We start from the raw sequence: 13105 nt of genomic DNA, 5'->3' as shown, positions 1-13105 counted from the left end.
GTCAGCGTCTCGTGACGAGTGGCTTGTCGGTCTTGAGCAGCTCGCCGCGCATGGCCCGGCGTTCGGGGGCGCTGTCGCTGCCGAACCGCTGCACCGGGAAGCGGACGACGGCGGTGACGCCCCGGGCGGCCAGCCACGCTCGGGCGGGCTCGCCGCCGACCGGTTCGCTGTCCGGCGGCTTCGACGACAGTCCGGCCGCCGCGAAACGGGTCAGCTGCCCGCTGGCGAGGACCGTCCGGTGCCGGGCCGTGCGCCACCGCCCGGCCCACACGGGTACGCAGAACCAGCGGCCCGTTGCCCGGCCGATGTGGCCGCTGGTGGTGGCGGTCGCGTCGACCCGCTGGGCGATCGGGAACTGCGAGATGCCCCAGAGCGCACACCAGGCGAGGGCGTTGTCGGTCGGTCCGGGGGCGGCGAAGCCGGTCGGCGTACGGCTGTCGGGTTTGTCTTTGGCGATCTCGTCGCGGACCCGGCGGCCGGCCAGCCCGTCGGCGACCTCCTCGGCGGTACGGGCGGCGACCGCTGCGGCGAGGGGCCGGAGCCGGTTGCCGACGAACTCGGAGCCCTGGTTGCGCGGCTGCATCTCCAGTCGGCTGGCGCCGTCGTCCTGCAGCCGGTCACCTTTGCGGTTGTGGCTCCAGTAGGCCGGTTCGCCGAGTGCGGCGATCAGCCGCAGGTCGAGCAGCGCCCGCGCGTCGGTGAGCTGGTCGAGCACCTGATGCCGGCGGTGCTGCAGGTCACGCCAGCCGTCGCCGGTGGTGATGACGCTGATCCGGGGGCTCATTAGCGCTCGCTGCTCGCCGTCGCGCAGCTGCCGGCTGGGCCAGGCGTCCGGGTCGTCGTGCCGGGCGGCGTGCCGGCGGACGATCTCGCCGATCGTCTCCGGGTCGGCTTGCGGGGCGCTGAGCACCGGGCGGCTGTTCATGCCGGGCGTCCAGGAGAGCCGGACGTCGTCGAGGCCGGCGTCTTCGACGATGGCGGCGAGCCCGTACAGCGCCATGTGCGACAACATCGTGTACGGGTCGGCGTGCGGCAGTACGAAGTCGGTCATGAGCCCTCCGCGGAGACCTGCCCGTCGGCGGCGCGGAGCAGCGCTTCCAGGTAGGCGCAGCCCCACACCCCCCACCGGCGGTGGGTTCGTTCAATCAGTTCGTCCCACCGGCCCTCGTCGAACAGGTCGACGGCGGTAGCGTCGGTGTCGCCGACGAGCTGCCCAGCGGTGTGCGGGAAGCCGTGCCGACCGTGTCCGTGGCTGGTGCCGACCAGCCGGGCGATCAGCTCCCGGCTGGCGTCGTCCTGGTTGGACAGCGTCGGCCAGGCCCGGACGACGGAGAGCTGTTCGTGGCGCCAACCGGTCGGCAGCCCGGATTTCTGCCGCAGCCGCCGGATGATCCGTGCGTCCCGCACACCGCTCTTGGCCAGCGGCTCCGCCAGGTCGGCATTGAGCCACATTTGAAACCTTTTGTCTGATTTGCCGTCGTCGTGGTGCAAGCCGGCCAGGCGCAGCACCGCCACCAACTCGGGGGCCATGCCGAGCCGGTCGCCGACCGTTTCGGCCCGGTCCGCTACCGCCTCGGCGTGCTGGCGAAGCGACACCCTGCGACGGCGTGGGGTCCACGTCTGGCGCAACTCGTCGTCATCGGTTGCCTTCCGCAGGTCAACGACGATCAACCGGGCGAGTTGGGGCTTGCCGTCGTCGGATTCCTGCCAGTGCGGGATGACCTCGGCCCCGGCCCGTTCGGTGTCCGGCCGGTCGAGCAGGGCGGCCGCTGCGACCGCCATCGGGCGCGGCGTCAGCTCGTCGCGGTGCACCCGCAGCAGTTGGGCGACCTCCATCGGATCCAGTTCGGCGGCACCCGGAGTCTCCGGGGCGTCCTGGTCGACGATGGTCGCGGCGACGGCGTCGAGCAATCGGCGGTGCGCGGCCGTATTCGATTCGATCCGCAGCACCACCTGGCCGGGTTTCGGGTCGTCGACGGCGTCGAGCACGTCGTCGACCCGATCGGTGCCGTCCGGGTCGACGACCTTGGAGGTGAACAGCTCGTTCTTGTCGTCGATGACGAGCTCGTCACCGGGGCGGATCCGCTCGTCCTCAGTCAACGGACGGGGTGCGGGCTCTCCGGGCCGGACCAGCACCGATCCCGGATTCAGCCGCTTACAGATCTCCGTCGCCAGCCTGATCGACACCGGGAACACCTCGTGCGGGCGGGGCGGCAGGGCTTCGATCAGCCGTACGGCGTCGGCGGCGTCGGCCGGCAGCGCCCGCCGCACGACGATGCCGAACTCGTGGTCGGGGGCGTCGAGGTCGTCGGAGAGCCACAGGTCGAGGTCGTCCTGTGCGGCGGCGGCGAGGTCGTCGCTGGTCCGGGCCAGCTGCCACGCCTGCGCAAGCTCCAGTCGTTGCAGCAGGTCGCGCCGCAGGGCCGGGGCCGGCGGCCGGGGGTCGCGCAGCGCCCATGGGGCGAGGCCCGCCGGGTCGGCGGCCCGCCCGGCCAGCCAGGTGAGAGCGGCCGCCAGGTCGTCCCGCTGGTACGGCCCGGACTGGGCCGCGTCGGGCAGCTCGCCGGCCGGCACCAGCACGCTGATCTCGGTGACGGGACGGAGGCCGAGCCGGTTGACCCGGCCGGCCCGCTGGGCGAGCGCCCCACCGGGGGCGAGCTCGGTCACGGCAGCGGCCAGATCCAGGTCTACCCCGACTTCGAGACTCTGGGTGCTGACCAGGACATCGACCGTCGGATCACCGCCGAGGCTGAGCAGGTTCGACGCCGGCGGTCGCAACCGGTCCACGTCGTACGGCCGCAGCCGCCCGCAGATCAACTCGACGGTCAGGCCACGTGCGCGCAGTTCGGCGGCGACGGCGGCGGCAACCGCGACACTGTTGACGAAGCAGCCGACCGTCCCGCCGTGCGTGTCACGCAGCCGTACTGACTCACGCAGCCGTACTGCCTCACGCAGCCGGGCTGCCTCGTCGGCCAGCGCCGCGACGCCCGCTTTGAAGGCCGGGCCGGTCTTCGGGATCGGCCAGGCCGGGACCGGCACCAGGGTGACCGGCTTCGGGCTGGTCAGCCGCTGCCGCAGCGGCGCGTCCACGGCCAGGTCGTCGGCTTCGACGCCGACCGCCACCCCGGCGTCGGCGTGCGGCGTGGCGGTCGTCTCGACGACCTGCAGCACCGGTACGCCGAGCGGTTCGTCGGCGACGGCGGCCAGTTCGGCCACCCGGCGGGCGGTGGTCACCAGCTGCCGGGACAGATGCGCCTCGTCGACGACGGCGACGGTGTCGAAGGCGAGCAGGCCGGCTTCCCGAGGCCGGGCCTGCGCCCGCGACCCGTACCCGGCGAGCAGCAGCCGCGAACCCCACATGTCGGGGGTGGCGCAGAGCACGGCGGCACCGGCCGGTTCGTCCAGCCAGGACCGGGACGGCGGCGCCCCGCCGCGCAGCAGGGCCACCGTCAGCGGACTCGCGGTCGGGTCCACCTGCCCGGTACGCAGCGAGTCGAGCGCGGCGGCGACCCGGGCCAGCACGGTCCGGCCGCCCCGGGCCGTCGCCAACAGGTCGGCGATCGCCGTCGCGTGTGCGTGCTGGTCGTCGACGAGGGCCCGGCGGTCGACGACGAGGGCGAGCCGGCGCGGCACCCGTACGGGGTGGCTGGCGGCCATCAGCGCCACCGCGAACACGTGCACGTCGATGACGCTGGTCTTGCCGGCCCCGGTCGGCGCGACCAGCTGGTCCGGCCAGCGGCCGGTGGTCAACAGGTGGTCGAGCAGCCGCTCCTGCCAGCGGAACGGCTGCTGCCCGCCACGGACGGCGGCGAAGAAGGCGCCGAAGTCGGCGCGGTCGACGCTCACCGGGCCAGCCGTCGGGCGATGGCTTCCGGCAGGTCCCGGGGCACCAGCAGGCCGCCGCCGAGGTGCCGGCTCTGCCCGATGGCGGCGATCGTCCGGGGGCCGGTCAGGTTGCCGAGGTTGAGCACCGCCCGGTACGGCTGGATGATCGTGTCCTGGTGCACCTTGTGGACGTAGCGGCTGACGTCGCCGTCCATCACCCGTACCGCTGATTCGACCCGGACCCCGCGCGCGGACGCCGCCCGGGCCAACGCCTCGTAGCGGGCTTCTCCCCGGTCCGGCACCGTTTCGAACTCGTCGCGCCAGACCAGGGCGACCGACAGCGCGGCGGCGTCGGTGAGGGACCAGGCGCGGACGCGTCCGCGTGGCGGCCGGCTCTCCGGTACGGCGACCGGGTCGGTCTGCCACCAGCGCTGCGTGCCGGCGGCCGGCTCCGGCCAGAACTCGTCGGCCGCGACTTCGACCGGCGGCTTGACCGTGAACGGGCCGGCGGCGACCTTGACCTGCCGCAGGTGGTGCGCCGCCATCCGGATCAGGGTCAGGTCGATGTCGTCGGCGTCGCGGGGCAGCAGCAACGCCAGCGCGGTGCCGCCGACGTGCGGCGCGTCCGGGCCGACGAATTGGATCGCACACCGGTTCGCCGGCTGCGGCGCGCGGTCCGCGTACGCTCCGGTGAGGATCGCGGGGGCACCGTCGCCGACGAGCGAGATCAACGCCCGGTGTACGGCGACCGCGTACCGCACCCGCAGCTCCGGCGGGACTGGCTTCTCCATGCCGAACAGGAGCACCGACGTCCACGGCGTCAGCGGTGGCGACTGCTCCGTGCGGGCGTACCGGCCGAGTTCGACGCCGGCGGTCACCGTCGGCGGCGCGACCGTCTTCTCACTCGACCTGTGCGCGTCGGACTTCAGCGGCGGCGCGGCTGACGTCTCCCGATGCGCCGCTTCCAGGGCGTCCGACCGGCCGGCGACGGCTACCGCCAGGTCGAGCCCGTCGCCGGTGAACAGGTCGGCGTCGGGGTCGAGGCGGTGCGTCGGCTCGGCCTCGGCGACGACGAGGCGCACCGGCGACTCGGTCGTGCCGAGGTAGGGCACCTCCGGGCAGAGCGCGGCCAGCGCGGCGGCGACCGGCTCCGGCGGCGGCTGCTCCCAGGTCCATGCGTACCGTCCGGTCACCGCGACACCGGTCACCGCCGGCTTACCGACCAGCTTCGCCGCCAGCGGGCCGCGGCCTTCCTTGACGATCAGACCCTCCTGCCGGTACGCCGTCGCCGCCCCGCCGTTGGGCAGGGTCTGCGGCACGGCGATGCCGTCCGGCGGGTTGGCCTCCAGCCAGCGCAGCGCCTCCCGGTCGGTGTCGCAGGGCTGCAGACTGTCACCGTCGGGGACCGCCCGCACCCCTTGGGCGGCAGCGCAGAGCAGGGCGGCGTGCAGCCGGGCCGGCGACGGCAGCGGGTCGAGCTCGCCACTGCCGATGTGCCCCTTGTAGACGCCGAGGACCGGCTCGGCGACGATCGCGAAGCTCACTCGCCGTCACCCGTTTCGACCGCGCCGGAGACGATGTCCGGGTTGCCGTCGACCCGCATCGCCAGACCCGACCAGGTGATGTCGGCGACCTTCTCGGCGTGTGCGAGGGCCTCGCCGAGCAGCAGGTCGGCGGCGTCGATGCTCAGCGGCTCGACGTCGGCGAACGATCCGCCGCGCTGGTCGAGCCGGACCTTCGGCTGCTCGGCCTCGACCAGGTCGCAGTTGGCCCGCAGGCACAACTCGGCATCGGAACGGGCGAGTGCGTTGAGCGCCAACGCGGCCAGCAGCGCCCGGCAGGCTGCGTCGCCGTCGACGCCGGCACCGAAGCGCATCTGCCGCAGCGTCGCGAAGGACAACACGTGCGTACGGATGATCGTGTCGCAGGCGACGCCGGCCAGCTGGTCCAGGGTCGGCGGGATGCCACCGAGGCCGAGCGCGGACGCCGACTCCCTGGTGCCGGCCTTGATCGCACCAGCTGCCTTGAGGATCTTGCTATGCGTGACCGGGCTCAGTTCGGCCTGCTGCCGGTTCACCGTCTCGGTCATCGTCTTCTTGTCGAGGTTGATCTGCATACCGACCGGATCGACCCGCGCCCCGCCCCGACGGCCGGGCTTGGGCTCGGTCAGGGCGCCAGTCTCGTCCCGGCTCGCCGCGACGAAGCCGACGATCTCGCCGACCAGGGCGCTGCGCCACCGGCCCTGCCGGCTGCGTCGACTCGAATCCCAGCCGCCGAAGACCAGCGTGATCGGGCTGGTCTCCAGCAGCGCTCGCGCGTTGGCCGGGCTCGCGTCCCGCACCGCCCGGTACGTCGCCGTCTGCGTCGTCGGCACCCCGTCGATCGTGCCGGCGCGAATGTGACCGTCGAAGACCCGGTGCGGCAGTGTCAGGTCGTAGTAGCGCTCGACCGCGCCGTCCCGCTCGTAGGTGACCTGCACGTGCGGCACCCGCGACAGCAGCGGGTGTCCGTCCTCGATAGCCTGAGCGAGGGCCTGCTCTGCCCGGTTGAGCTGGGACTGCTTGGAGTCGATGATCGCGGCGTAGCGGCTCTCGTCACCGAGGAAGCGCTGCTCGTACGCGTACACCGACCCCTTCCCGCGCTCGGGGGCGAACTTGGCCGGCGCGACCGAGGTGTGCCGGCCACCGGCCGGCTCCAACATGGTCGTCGACGTCAGACAGCTCGACCCACCGGGCGACCCGGCGGCCAGCAACACATCAAGATCCAACGAACGCACTCAGAATTCCTTTCACATTTGCGTCGACGCGGACAGCACTCACCGAGGACGGAAATACTGAAGCGTCGATAGGGGATTACTCGGCGGGCGACACCCTATCGTCTGGTGGCGACATTCTTCTGCTGGGCGCGGGTGAGAACGTCTTCGGCGGTCAGCGGGCTAGCCGGGTGGTGGGTGAGGCAGAGCGGCGTACGGGCCTTGCGGAACGGCTGCCCCTCGACGGCGACGTAGAACTGCCCGCTGCTCAGCCGGGAGATGTCCGGCACGTCGCCGCCCTTGAACCGGGCCATCTCCCGGGCCGCTTCGATGTGCACCGGCGCGTTGAGCAGCCCGAAGAACTGCGTCGCCGCGTTGCCGGGGATCTGACTGTGCAGACCCTTCGGCGCCTGGGTGGCGAAGACCAGGCCGAGACCGTACTTCCTGGCCTGGGAGGCGAGCATCAGTGTGCTGCGGGTGCAGGGCGTGATCGGCCCGGAGGGCGCGAGGGTCTGCGCCTCGTCCATCACCAGCAGCCCACCCAGCGGCCGGTCCCCGGCCGGGTGCCGTTTGATCCAGGAGAACAGTGCGAGCTGAAGCTGGTTGACGAAGCCCTGCCGTTTCTCCTCCCCCGGCAGTCCGACAAAACTGATCACCGAGACGCGCGCACGTTTGCCCGGGGCCGGGGTCAGCAACGTGCCCGGGTCGGCGGACTCCCCCGTACCGCCGAACATCGGGTCGTTGATCCGCGCCGCTTCCAGATTCTCGGCCAGGTCGGCGGCGATCGCCGCCGCTCCGGTCAGTTCACTCACCCCGTCGGGCAGATCGCGGAGCAGGGCGATCAACCCGGCGAGGGTCGCCGTGGCACCGTGCCGGCCGTAGTGGCGCAACGCCTGCCGCAGCACGGCCTGCCCGCGCATCGCCTTGGCTGTGCTGGCTGCCACCTTGGCGCGCGGGGCCAACGCGTCGACTGCGCTGTCCACCGCCTGGGTGAACTCGTCCGGATCGTCGCGGACACCAGAAAAATCGGGCAGCGGCTGGAACGTCAACGGTCGGCCGCCCTCGCGGCCCGGCGTCCACACCACGACGTCGGTGGCGTCCAGGTAGTCGGCGGCGGCCCGCGCGTCGCCGTCACCCCACGCCGCTGGCGGCTGCGGCCACGGGTCGCCCAGGCGGGCCAGGTCGTTGTTGGGGTCCAGGACGATCGCGGATACGCCGAGCAACGCGCACTCCTCGACCAGTCGCCGGATCAGGACGGTCTTGCCGGATCCCGAGCCGGCGAAGATCGCGACGTGCTTGCGCAGCGCGGCCAGCTCCACCCGTACCGGATCGCCGTGATCGAAGTCGGCACCGACCCGCAGGTACGGTCCGTAACCGTCGACGGCGACCGACTCGCGACCAGGTCCGTCGGGTGCGGCCGGTTCGCGGGAGACGTCAACGAGCGCGGCCGACAACAACGAGGTACGCGAGGCGGGGCGCCGGTCCGCCAGCCAGTCCTGCAGTCCGTCCGGTTCCTCGGCGAGGAGTGTCCGCAACGCGACCAGGCTGCGCAGGTCGTCCTCGGTGACCGGCAGCGTCCGCCCGCCAGCCGCGATGAACTTGTCCACCGCCCTACGCCGCCCCGGGGTCCGCGGCCACTCGTCGTTGCGCAGGATGAACAGCCGCCGGTTGGCGACCCCGTGGGCCAGCCCGGCGGCGACGCACGCGTTGCGCAGCCGGGACAGCTCGGCGTTGTAGTGCTGGGCGGCGATGGCCCGGAACGCCCAGTGCGCCTCGTCGCCGGTCGTGTCGTCGAGGGTGCGCCGCAGCCGGGCGTGCAGCACCGGCCGGCGGGCCGGGATGGTGTCCTGCTCAAAGTCGGTGTCCGCGCTTTCCCAGACCCAGGCGCGCAGCCCGGCGGCGAGCAGCTGCGGTACCTGGGTGTCCTCGTTGGTCGGGTCGAGCAGTCCGGCTACCTGCGCCTTTGCGCGCAGTTCGGCGTACCGCTGATCGAGCGTGCCCAACGACGAGCCGTCAGCGCCCGGTGTCGTCGGCCTCGTCGGAGTCGGTTTCGCCTCGGCGGTCGGCGTCTCGGCGGCGGCAGTGGTGAGCGCGGTGAGCGTGGTCATTTCGGTGACCACGCCGTCGCGGACGCAGGCGCGGATGTGTTTCTCGACGTTGATCAGCAGCTGGCGCGGGGTGAAATCGGCGGCGTCGGCGAACGCTTCGGGCCGCACCGGCCAGCTCGGGTACGGCGGCACGAACCCGACTTCGGCGTAGTGCGCGGCGAGCCGGCGTTCGACCAGGGTCCGGCCGATGTCGGCGTCCGGGATCGACTCGAGCGGGGCGGTTTCCCGGAACCGGTCCTGGGCGGTGTCGACCGCGTTGCTCTTGATCAACGCCCAGGAGACGGGCAGCAGCGACAGCACCGTCAGCGTCCGATGGGTCAGCTCCCGCAGCTCCATCAGGCCACTGGCGACCTGGTCGATCGAGACCGCCGCCCGCCAGCCGTCCTCCTCCGCCCCGGTGCTGGGCGACCCGGAGACGTGGCTGCGGTTGGCGACCTGCGCGATCAGGCCGTCGACCTGGTCGACCGCGATGACCGACGGTCCGGTCAGCGCCAGCAGGCGCGACACGTCGGAGACGATCTCCTGCGGCAGCCGCCGGCCCGGCCGGATGCCCCAGGCGAGCCGTTCACCGGCCTCGGCCTCCTCGCCGGCGAGCAGCCACGAGTTGGCGACGTCCTGCGCTCGCGGGTCGATGCCGGCGAGCAGGGCCAGCGCGCGGGCGGTGTCCCGGCAGCCGATCCCGATCCGACGGTTCGACCAGCTCAGGGCGGCGACGAACTCGTTGAGCCGGTCGACGGTCATCGGGGCCCGGCCGGTCACCGCCATCCGGGTCACGATCGACAGTTCGAGGCCTTCGACGAGCCGGTGCAGGAACATCTGTAGCTGGGTGGTGCCGTCGTCGTCCACCGGCTGGTGCAGACCATCGACCATGGACACGGCGACGCTGTGCCAGAAGGCGTTGGCGTCGAGCAGGTTGATCAGGAAGAAGTAGCCGCCGTCGAGCTGAGTCAGCTCGCGGACCCGGCTGAGCAGATGCGTCTTGCCCACGCCGCGCTGGCCCTGCACGGCGACGCCGATGGGGCTGGTGTCCGGGTTCTTCTTCGCCAGCGCCAGGCCGTCGAGGATGCTCCGGAGCACGTCCGTGTGCAGCCCGTCGACGTGGGACGCCGCCGGCCGCCAGACGTCGTTCATGGTCGGGGTGTAGCTGAACTGCAGATGCGTGAGTGCCTTCAGCGCCGCTTCGGTCATGACGCCGCCATGGTGATCATGTGTTTGGGCTGGTCGCCGATCACCACGGCGGCGGCCCGGGTCCGCGGGTCGAGGGCCTTCTGGTTGGCTTCCGGCACGAGGGTGACGCCGGGTCGGCGGTGCAGCCGGCGCAGGGCCGCGTCGACGTCGGCGCGGTCGAGGTCGTCGACCAGGTCGCGCAGGTCGGCAAGGTTGACCAGGTCGCCGGCCCGGGGTGCGAGTTTGTGGTACGAAGCCCGCACCCGTTCCTCGACGGACGGCTCATCCGCTGCCGGCGCGGCGGCTGTCGGCGCGGCGGGCACGGCCGGCAGGTCCTCGGTGGCGAGGGTGTTCGAGGCGGTCACGAACTCGCCGAGGCTGAGCCGCTGCGCGGTCAGGAAACGATCCCACCGCAGGAGTACGGCGTAGAGCGCGCCGCCGATGGCACCCGAACCGGGTGGCGGCGATCCGGCGGCAAGTTCGGTGCGGCAGCGCCGCCAACCCGCTTCGCTCAACGTCAGGACGAGCCGGCGCGGCGTACCGCCGACTTCGATCAGTTTCAACCGTGCCAGCTTTTCCCGGGAGGGTTTCTTCAGCTCACAGCGATGATCGTTGGTGAGGCTGGCGTTGGGCACCGGGCCGGCCTCGGCCAGGAGAATCAGCAGCGCCGACGTCTCGACCATGGTCAACTTCTCGTCCGACATGTTCAAAGGCCCTTCCCGGTGCGTCGACGGTTGGTGAGGAACTGTTGCAGGAGCACGAGCACGTTGTCGATGTCGTCGAGCACCTGGGTATTGGTGAAACGGAGTACGGCGTACCCGTTGAGCTGGAGCATCACGTCGCGGTGCCGGTCCTCGGTGAACTTGGCCGGCGTACGGTGGTCGTCTCCGTCGATCTCGACGACGCACCGTTCCCGTTTCCACAGCAGGTCGACCCGGACGGGGTTGACCAGCGGACCGGGTCGGACGGTGTGGTTCCAGGCGCGGCCGGCGGCCCAGGACCGGCGGGCCAGGGCGGCTTCGAGCTCCACTTCGGCGCGGCTGGCCGGATGCGGCTTGCCGACAACGCTCGGCGTCGGTCGAGCGCTGCCGCGCGGCTCACGGCGCGGACGGGCCGGCGGTGACGCTGCGGCGCGCGGCGGCTCCGTCGCGCGCGGCGGGCTGTCGATGCCGTACGGCGAATCGCTGTCGATCCACACGGTCAGCCGGCCGCGGTCGACCAGCCACTGTGCCGCCTGGGCCAGCGCGAGCGTCGCCGCCTCGTCGAGGTGATCGGGCGGGCGCAGCACCAGCGCGCACCCTGGCCGGTCGAAGCTGGCCGCGATGACCCGGGCCAGTCCGCGCGCCCGCACCTCGGGCGGATGCCGGCGGGTGTGCGCGGTCGACCCGGTCAGGGCGGCGGCGGCCAGGTCGGCGAGGAACGGGCCGGACTGGGCGGTCGCGGCGGCGTGGGCGACAGCGAGCCTGCGTACGGCGACCGGCGCGGCACCGGCAGACGTCGTGATCCCTTCGGCCCCTGGCAGCCAGGCGGGAAACAGCTGGCCGGCGGTGGCCTCCAGCTCGTCGAGGACGGCGGCGACCGTCGCCTGCTGGCTCGCCGACCCGACGGTACGCTGAACGACGACGGCCGGAGCATCCGGCGAGTTCGCTACCACGCGGTCCCAGTCGCTCATGCGAAGGTGCCTGATCCACACCACCTGACCAGTCGGCATCTCCGAGAGCGAAAGGATCAATGACCCGCCTAACGTGAGAAGTCGGCACTCATCCTGGCGAAGCGTTGATCGAATCGGCAATCATCCGAACGTCGGTGTATCGCCGCCGCCCGGCACCGGCCGGAAGCTGATCAACGGGCGTCACGTCAGCTCACCGGCAGGGCAGGGTGAGCGGTGCGGATGATCTGTCAGGTCGACCGACCGATGAACAGCGTTGATCAACTCTTTCTCGAACCCACGTAGATTCCGCCCCGGTGGCGGACCACATTTTCCGCCCACGTACGGCAGACTCGATCGTGGACGCCGATCAGTCACGGCTCTGACGTGCGATTTCGGCGACCGACCCGGCTCGGTGTTTCATTTTGGAACATTGGCACGGGTGGTGGGTGTGTCGGATGAGAGGAAGGTGAAGCGATGCCGGTCACCGGACCGACTGTGGTGCGTCGTCAGCTGGGGCGGCGACTGCGCCGGCTGCGGGAGGAGTCGTCCCGCACCGAACAGGAGGTGGAGCGGGCGAAGGTCTGTTCGCGTACGACGTTGTGGCGCATCGAAAACGGCAAGTTCCCGGTCAAGATGAACACCGTACGGGGTCTGTGCTGGTTCTACGGTGCCGATCCGGAGACGACGGACGCGTTGACCCGGCTCGCCGCGGCGTGCGACGAGCAGGGCTGGTGGGAGTCGCACGGCGACGCCGTACCAGACTGGTTCCGCCTGTATCTCGGGCTCGAAGCCGCCGCCACCGAGATCCAGCTTTACGATCCGGAGCTGGTCCATGGTCTACTCCAGACGCCGGACTACATGCGCGCGGTGTTCCGCGCCGCCGACCGGCAGGCGTCCGAGCAGCAGATCGAGCGGCTGGTGTCGCTGCGGCTGGATCGGCAGATCTCCTACTACGACCGTGCCGAGCCGGCCCGGATCGTCGCGGTTCTCGGTGCTGGTGCCCTGGCGCGTGAGGTCGGCGGTCCGGCGGTGATGGCCGAGCAGCGCGCCCACTTGGCCAGCGTCGGTCGACGGGTACGGGTGGAGATCCGGGTCCTGCCGTGGTCCGCCGGTGCACATGCCGCGATGGTCAGCCCGTTCACCCTGCTCGACTTCGCCGACCCCGATGACCCCGACATCGCCTACGTGGAAACCCATCTCGGCTCCCGCTACCTGGAGCGTCCTGAAGAGTTGGCCGAGTACCGTCGGATTTTCCGCGAGATCCGCGAGCAGTCGATCCCGATCGAGGAGCACCTGGCATGAAGCCTGACACCCCCTGGTTCACCTCCAGCCGCAGCGGCGGCAACGGCGGTCAGTGCGTCGAGGCCCGCCGGCACGCCGGCCACGCCGAGGTACGCGACAGCAAGGACCGCACCGGCCCCACCCTGACGTTCAGCACCGCCCAGTGGGGCACCTTCACCACCGCCCTGCAGACCGGCGCACTCCCCCGCTGACCCGCCTCACGACGGTGTTGCCGGCTCCCGTACGGGAGCCGGCAACACCGCCTGGCTGCACCAACGAAAGGCAGCGCCCGGGGGGAGAGCTGCGACATGTCCGAATTAC

General features: G+C 71.8%; 9 protein-coding genes. 2 read left to right on the top strand and 7 right to left on the bottom strand.

Annotated elements, in window-relative coordinates:
• Position 1 precedes the first annotated feature (1 nt).
• The 7 genes from O7623_RS01840 to O7623_RS01810 form a co-directional block, all read right to left on the bottom strand.
• Entirely contained in the window at positions 2 to 1051 is a 1050-nt protein-coding gene (locus O7623_RS01840; protein WP_282226825.1) for a hypothetical protein, read from the bottom strand.
• Positions 1048 to 3846 (bottom strand): type I-U CRISPR-associated helicase/endonuclease Cas3, encoded by a 2799-nt coding sequence (gene cas3u, locus O7623_RS01835; RefSeq protein ID WP_282226824.1) that lies wholly within the window; start codon positions 3844 to 3846, stop codon positions 1048 to 1050. The genes O7623_RS01840 and cas3u overlap by 4 nt, the downstream gene beginning before the upstream one ends.
• On the bottom strand, positions 3843 to 5369 hold the full coding sequence (gene csb2 / locus O7623_RS01830; protein ID WP_282226823.1) for a type I-U CRISPR-associated protein Csb2: 1527 nt from the start codon (positions 5367 to 5369) through the stop codon (positions 3843 to 3845). The genes cas3u and csb2 overlap by 4 nt, the downstream gene beginning before the upstream one ends.
• On the bottom strand, positions 5366 to 6601 hold the full coding sequence (cas7u, locus tag O7623_RS01825; RefSeq protein WP_282226822.1) for a type I-U CRISPR-associated RAMP protein Csb1/Cas7u: 1236 nt from the start codon (positions 6599 to 6601) through the stop codon (positions 5366 to 5368). The genes csb2 and cas7u overlap by 4 nt, the downstream gene beginning before the upstream one ends.
• Positions 6602 to 6696: 95 nt before the next feature.
• Positions 6697 to 9873 (bottom strand): DUF87 domain-containing protein, encoded by a 3177-nt coding sequence (locus tag O7623_RS01820; protein WP_282226821.1) that lies wholly within the window; start codon positions 9871 to 9873, stop codon positions 6697 to 6699.
• Positions 9870 to 10556, bottom strand: coding sequence for a hypothetical protein (locus O7623_RS01815; protein WP_282226820.1), 687 nt, complete (start codon positions 10554 to 10556; stop codon positions 9870 to 9872). The genes O7623_RS01820 and O7623_RS01815 overlap by 4 nt, the downstream gene beginning before the upstream one ends.
• Before the next feature lie 2 nt (positions 10557 to 10558).
• Positions 10559 to 11524 carry a DUF559 domain-containing protein gene (locus O7623_RS01810; protein WP_282226819.1) on the bottom strand — a complete coding sequence of 322 codons (966 nt, stop codon included), beginning with the start codon at positions 11522 to 11524 and terminating at the stop codon, positions 10559 to 10561.
• Between the two features lie 453 nt (positions 11525 to 11977).
• On the opposite strand from O7623_RS01810, the gene O7623_RS01805 reads away from it, so the two are divergent.
• Positions 11978 to 12805, top strand: a complete 828-nt coding sequence (locus tag O7623_RS01805) for a DUF5753 domain-containing protein (RefSeq protein ID WP_282226818.1) — start codon at positions 11978 to 11980, stop codon at positions 12803 to 12805.
• On the top strand, positions 12802 to 12996 hold the full coding sequence (locus tag O7623_RS01800; protein ID WP_282226817.1) for a DUF397 domain-containing protein: 195 nt from the start codon (positions 12802 to 12804) through the stop codon (positions 12994 to 12996). The genes O7623_RS01805 and O7623_RS01800 overlap by 4 nt, the downstream gene beginning before the upstream one ends.
• Positions 12997 to 13105: the final 109 nt, after the last annotated feature.

The sequence above is a fragment of the Solwaraspora sp. WMMD791 genome, from assembly GCF_029581195.1.
Classification (GTDB): domain Bacteria; phylum Actinomycetota; class Actinomycetes; order Mycobacteriales; family Micromonosporaceae; genus Micromonospora_E.
The sequence above is the reverse complement of the archived record's forward strand: the minus strand, read 5'-3'. Positions and strand labels throughout refer to the sequence as shown.

Coding starts and splice junctions, on each gene's coding strand:
- O7623_RS01810 (WP_282226819.1), bottom strand. CDS start 11,524: ATGAGCGACTGGGACCGCGTGGTAGCGAACTCGCCGGATGCTCCGGCC.
- O7623_RS01815 (WP_282226820.1), bottom strand. CDS start 10,556: ATGTCGGACGAGAAGTTGACCATGGTCGAGACGTCGGCGCTGCTGATT.
- O7623_RS01805 (WP_282226818.1), top strand. CDS start 11,978: ATGCCGGTCACCGGACCGACTGTGGTGCGTCGTCAGCTGGGGCGGCGA.
- O7623_RS01800 (WP_282226817.1), top strand. CDS start 12,802: ATGAAGCCTGACACCCCCTGGTTCACCTCCAGCCGCAGCGGCGGCAAC.
- O7623_RS01840 (WP_282226825.1), bottom strand. CDS start 1,051: ATGACCGACTTCGTACTGCCGCACGCCGACCCGTACACGATGTTGTCG.
- O7623_RS01820 (WP_282226821.1), bottom strand. CDS start 9,873: ATGACCGAAGCGGCGCTGAAGGCACTCACGCATCTGCAGTTCAGCTAC.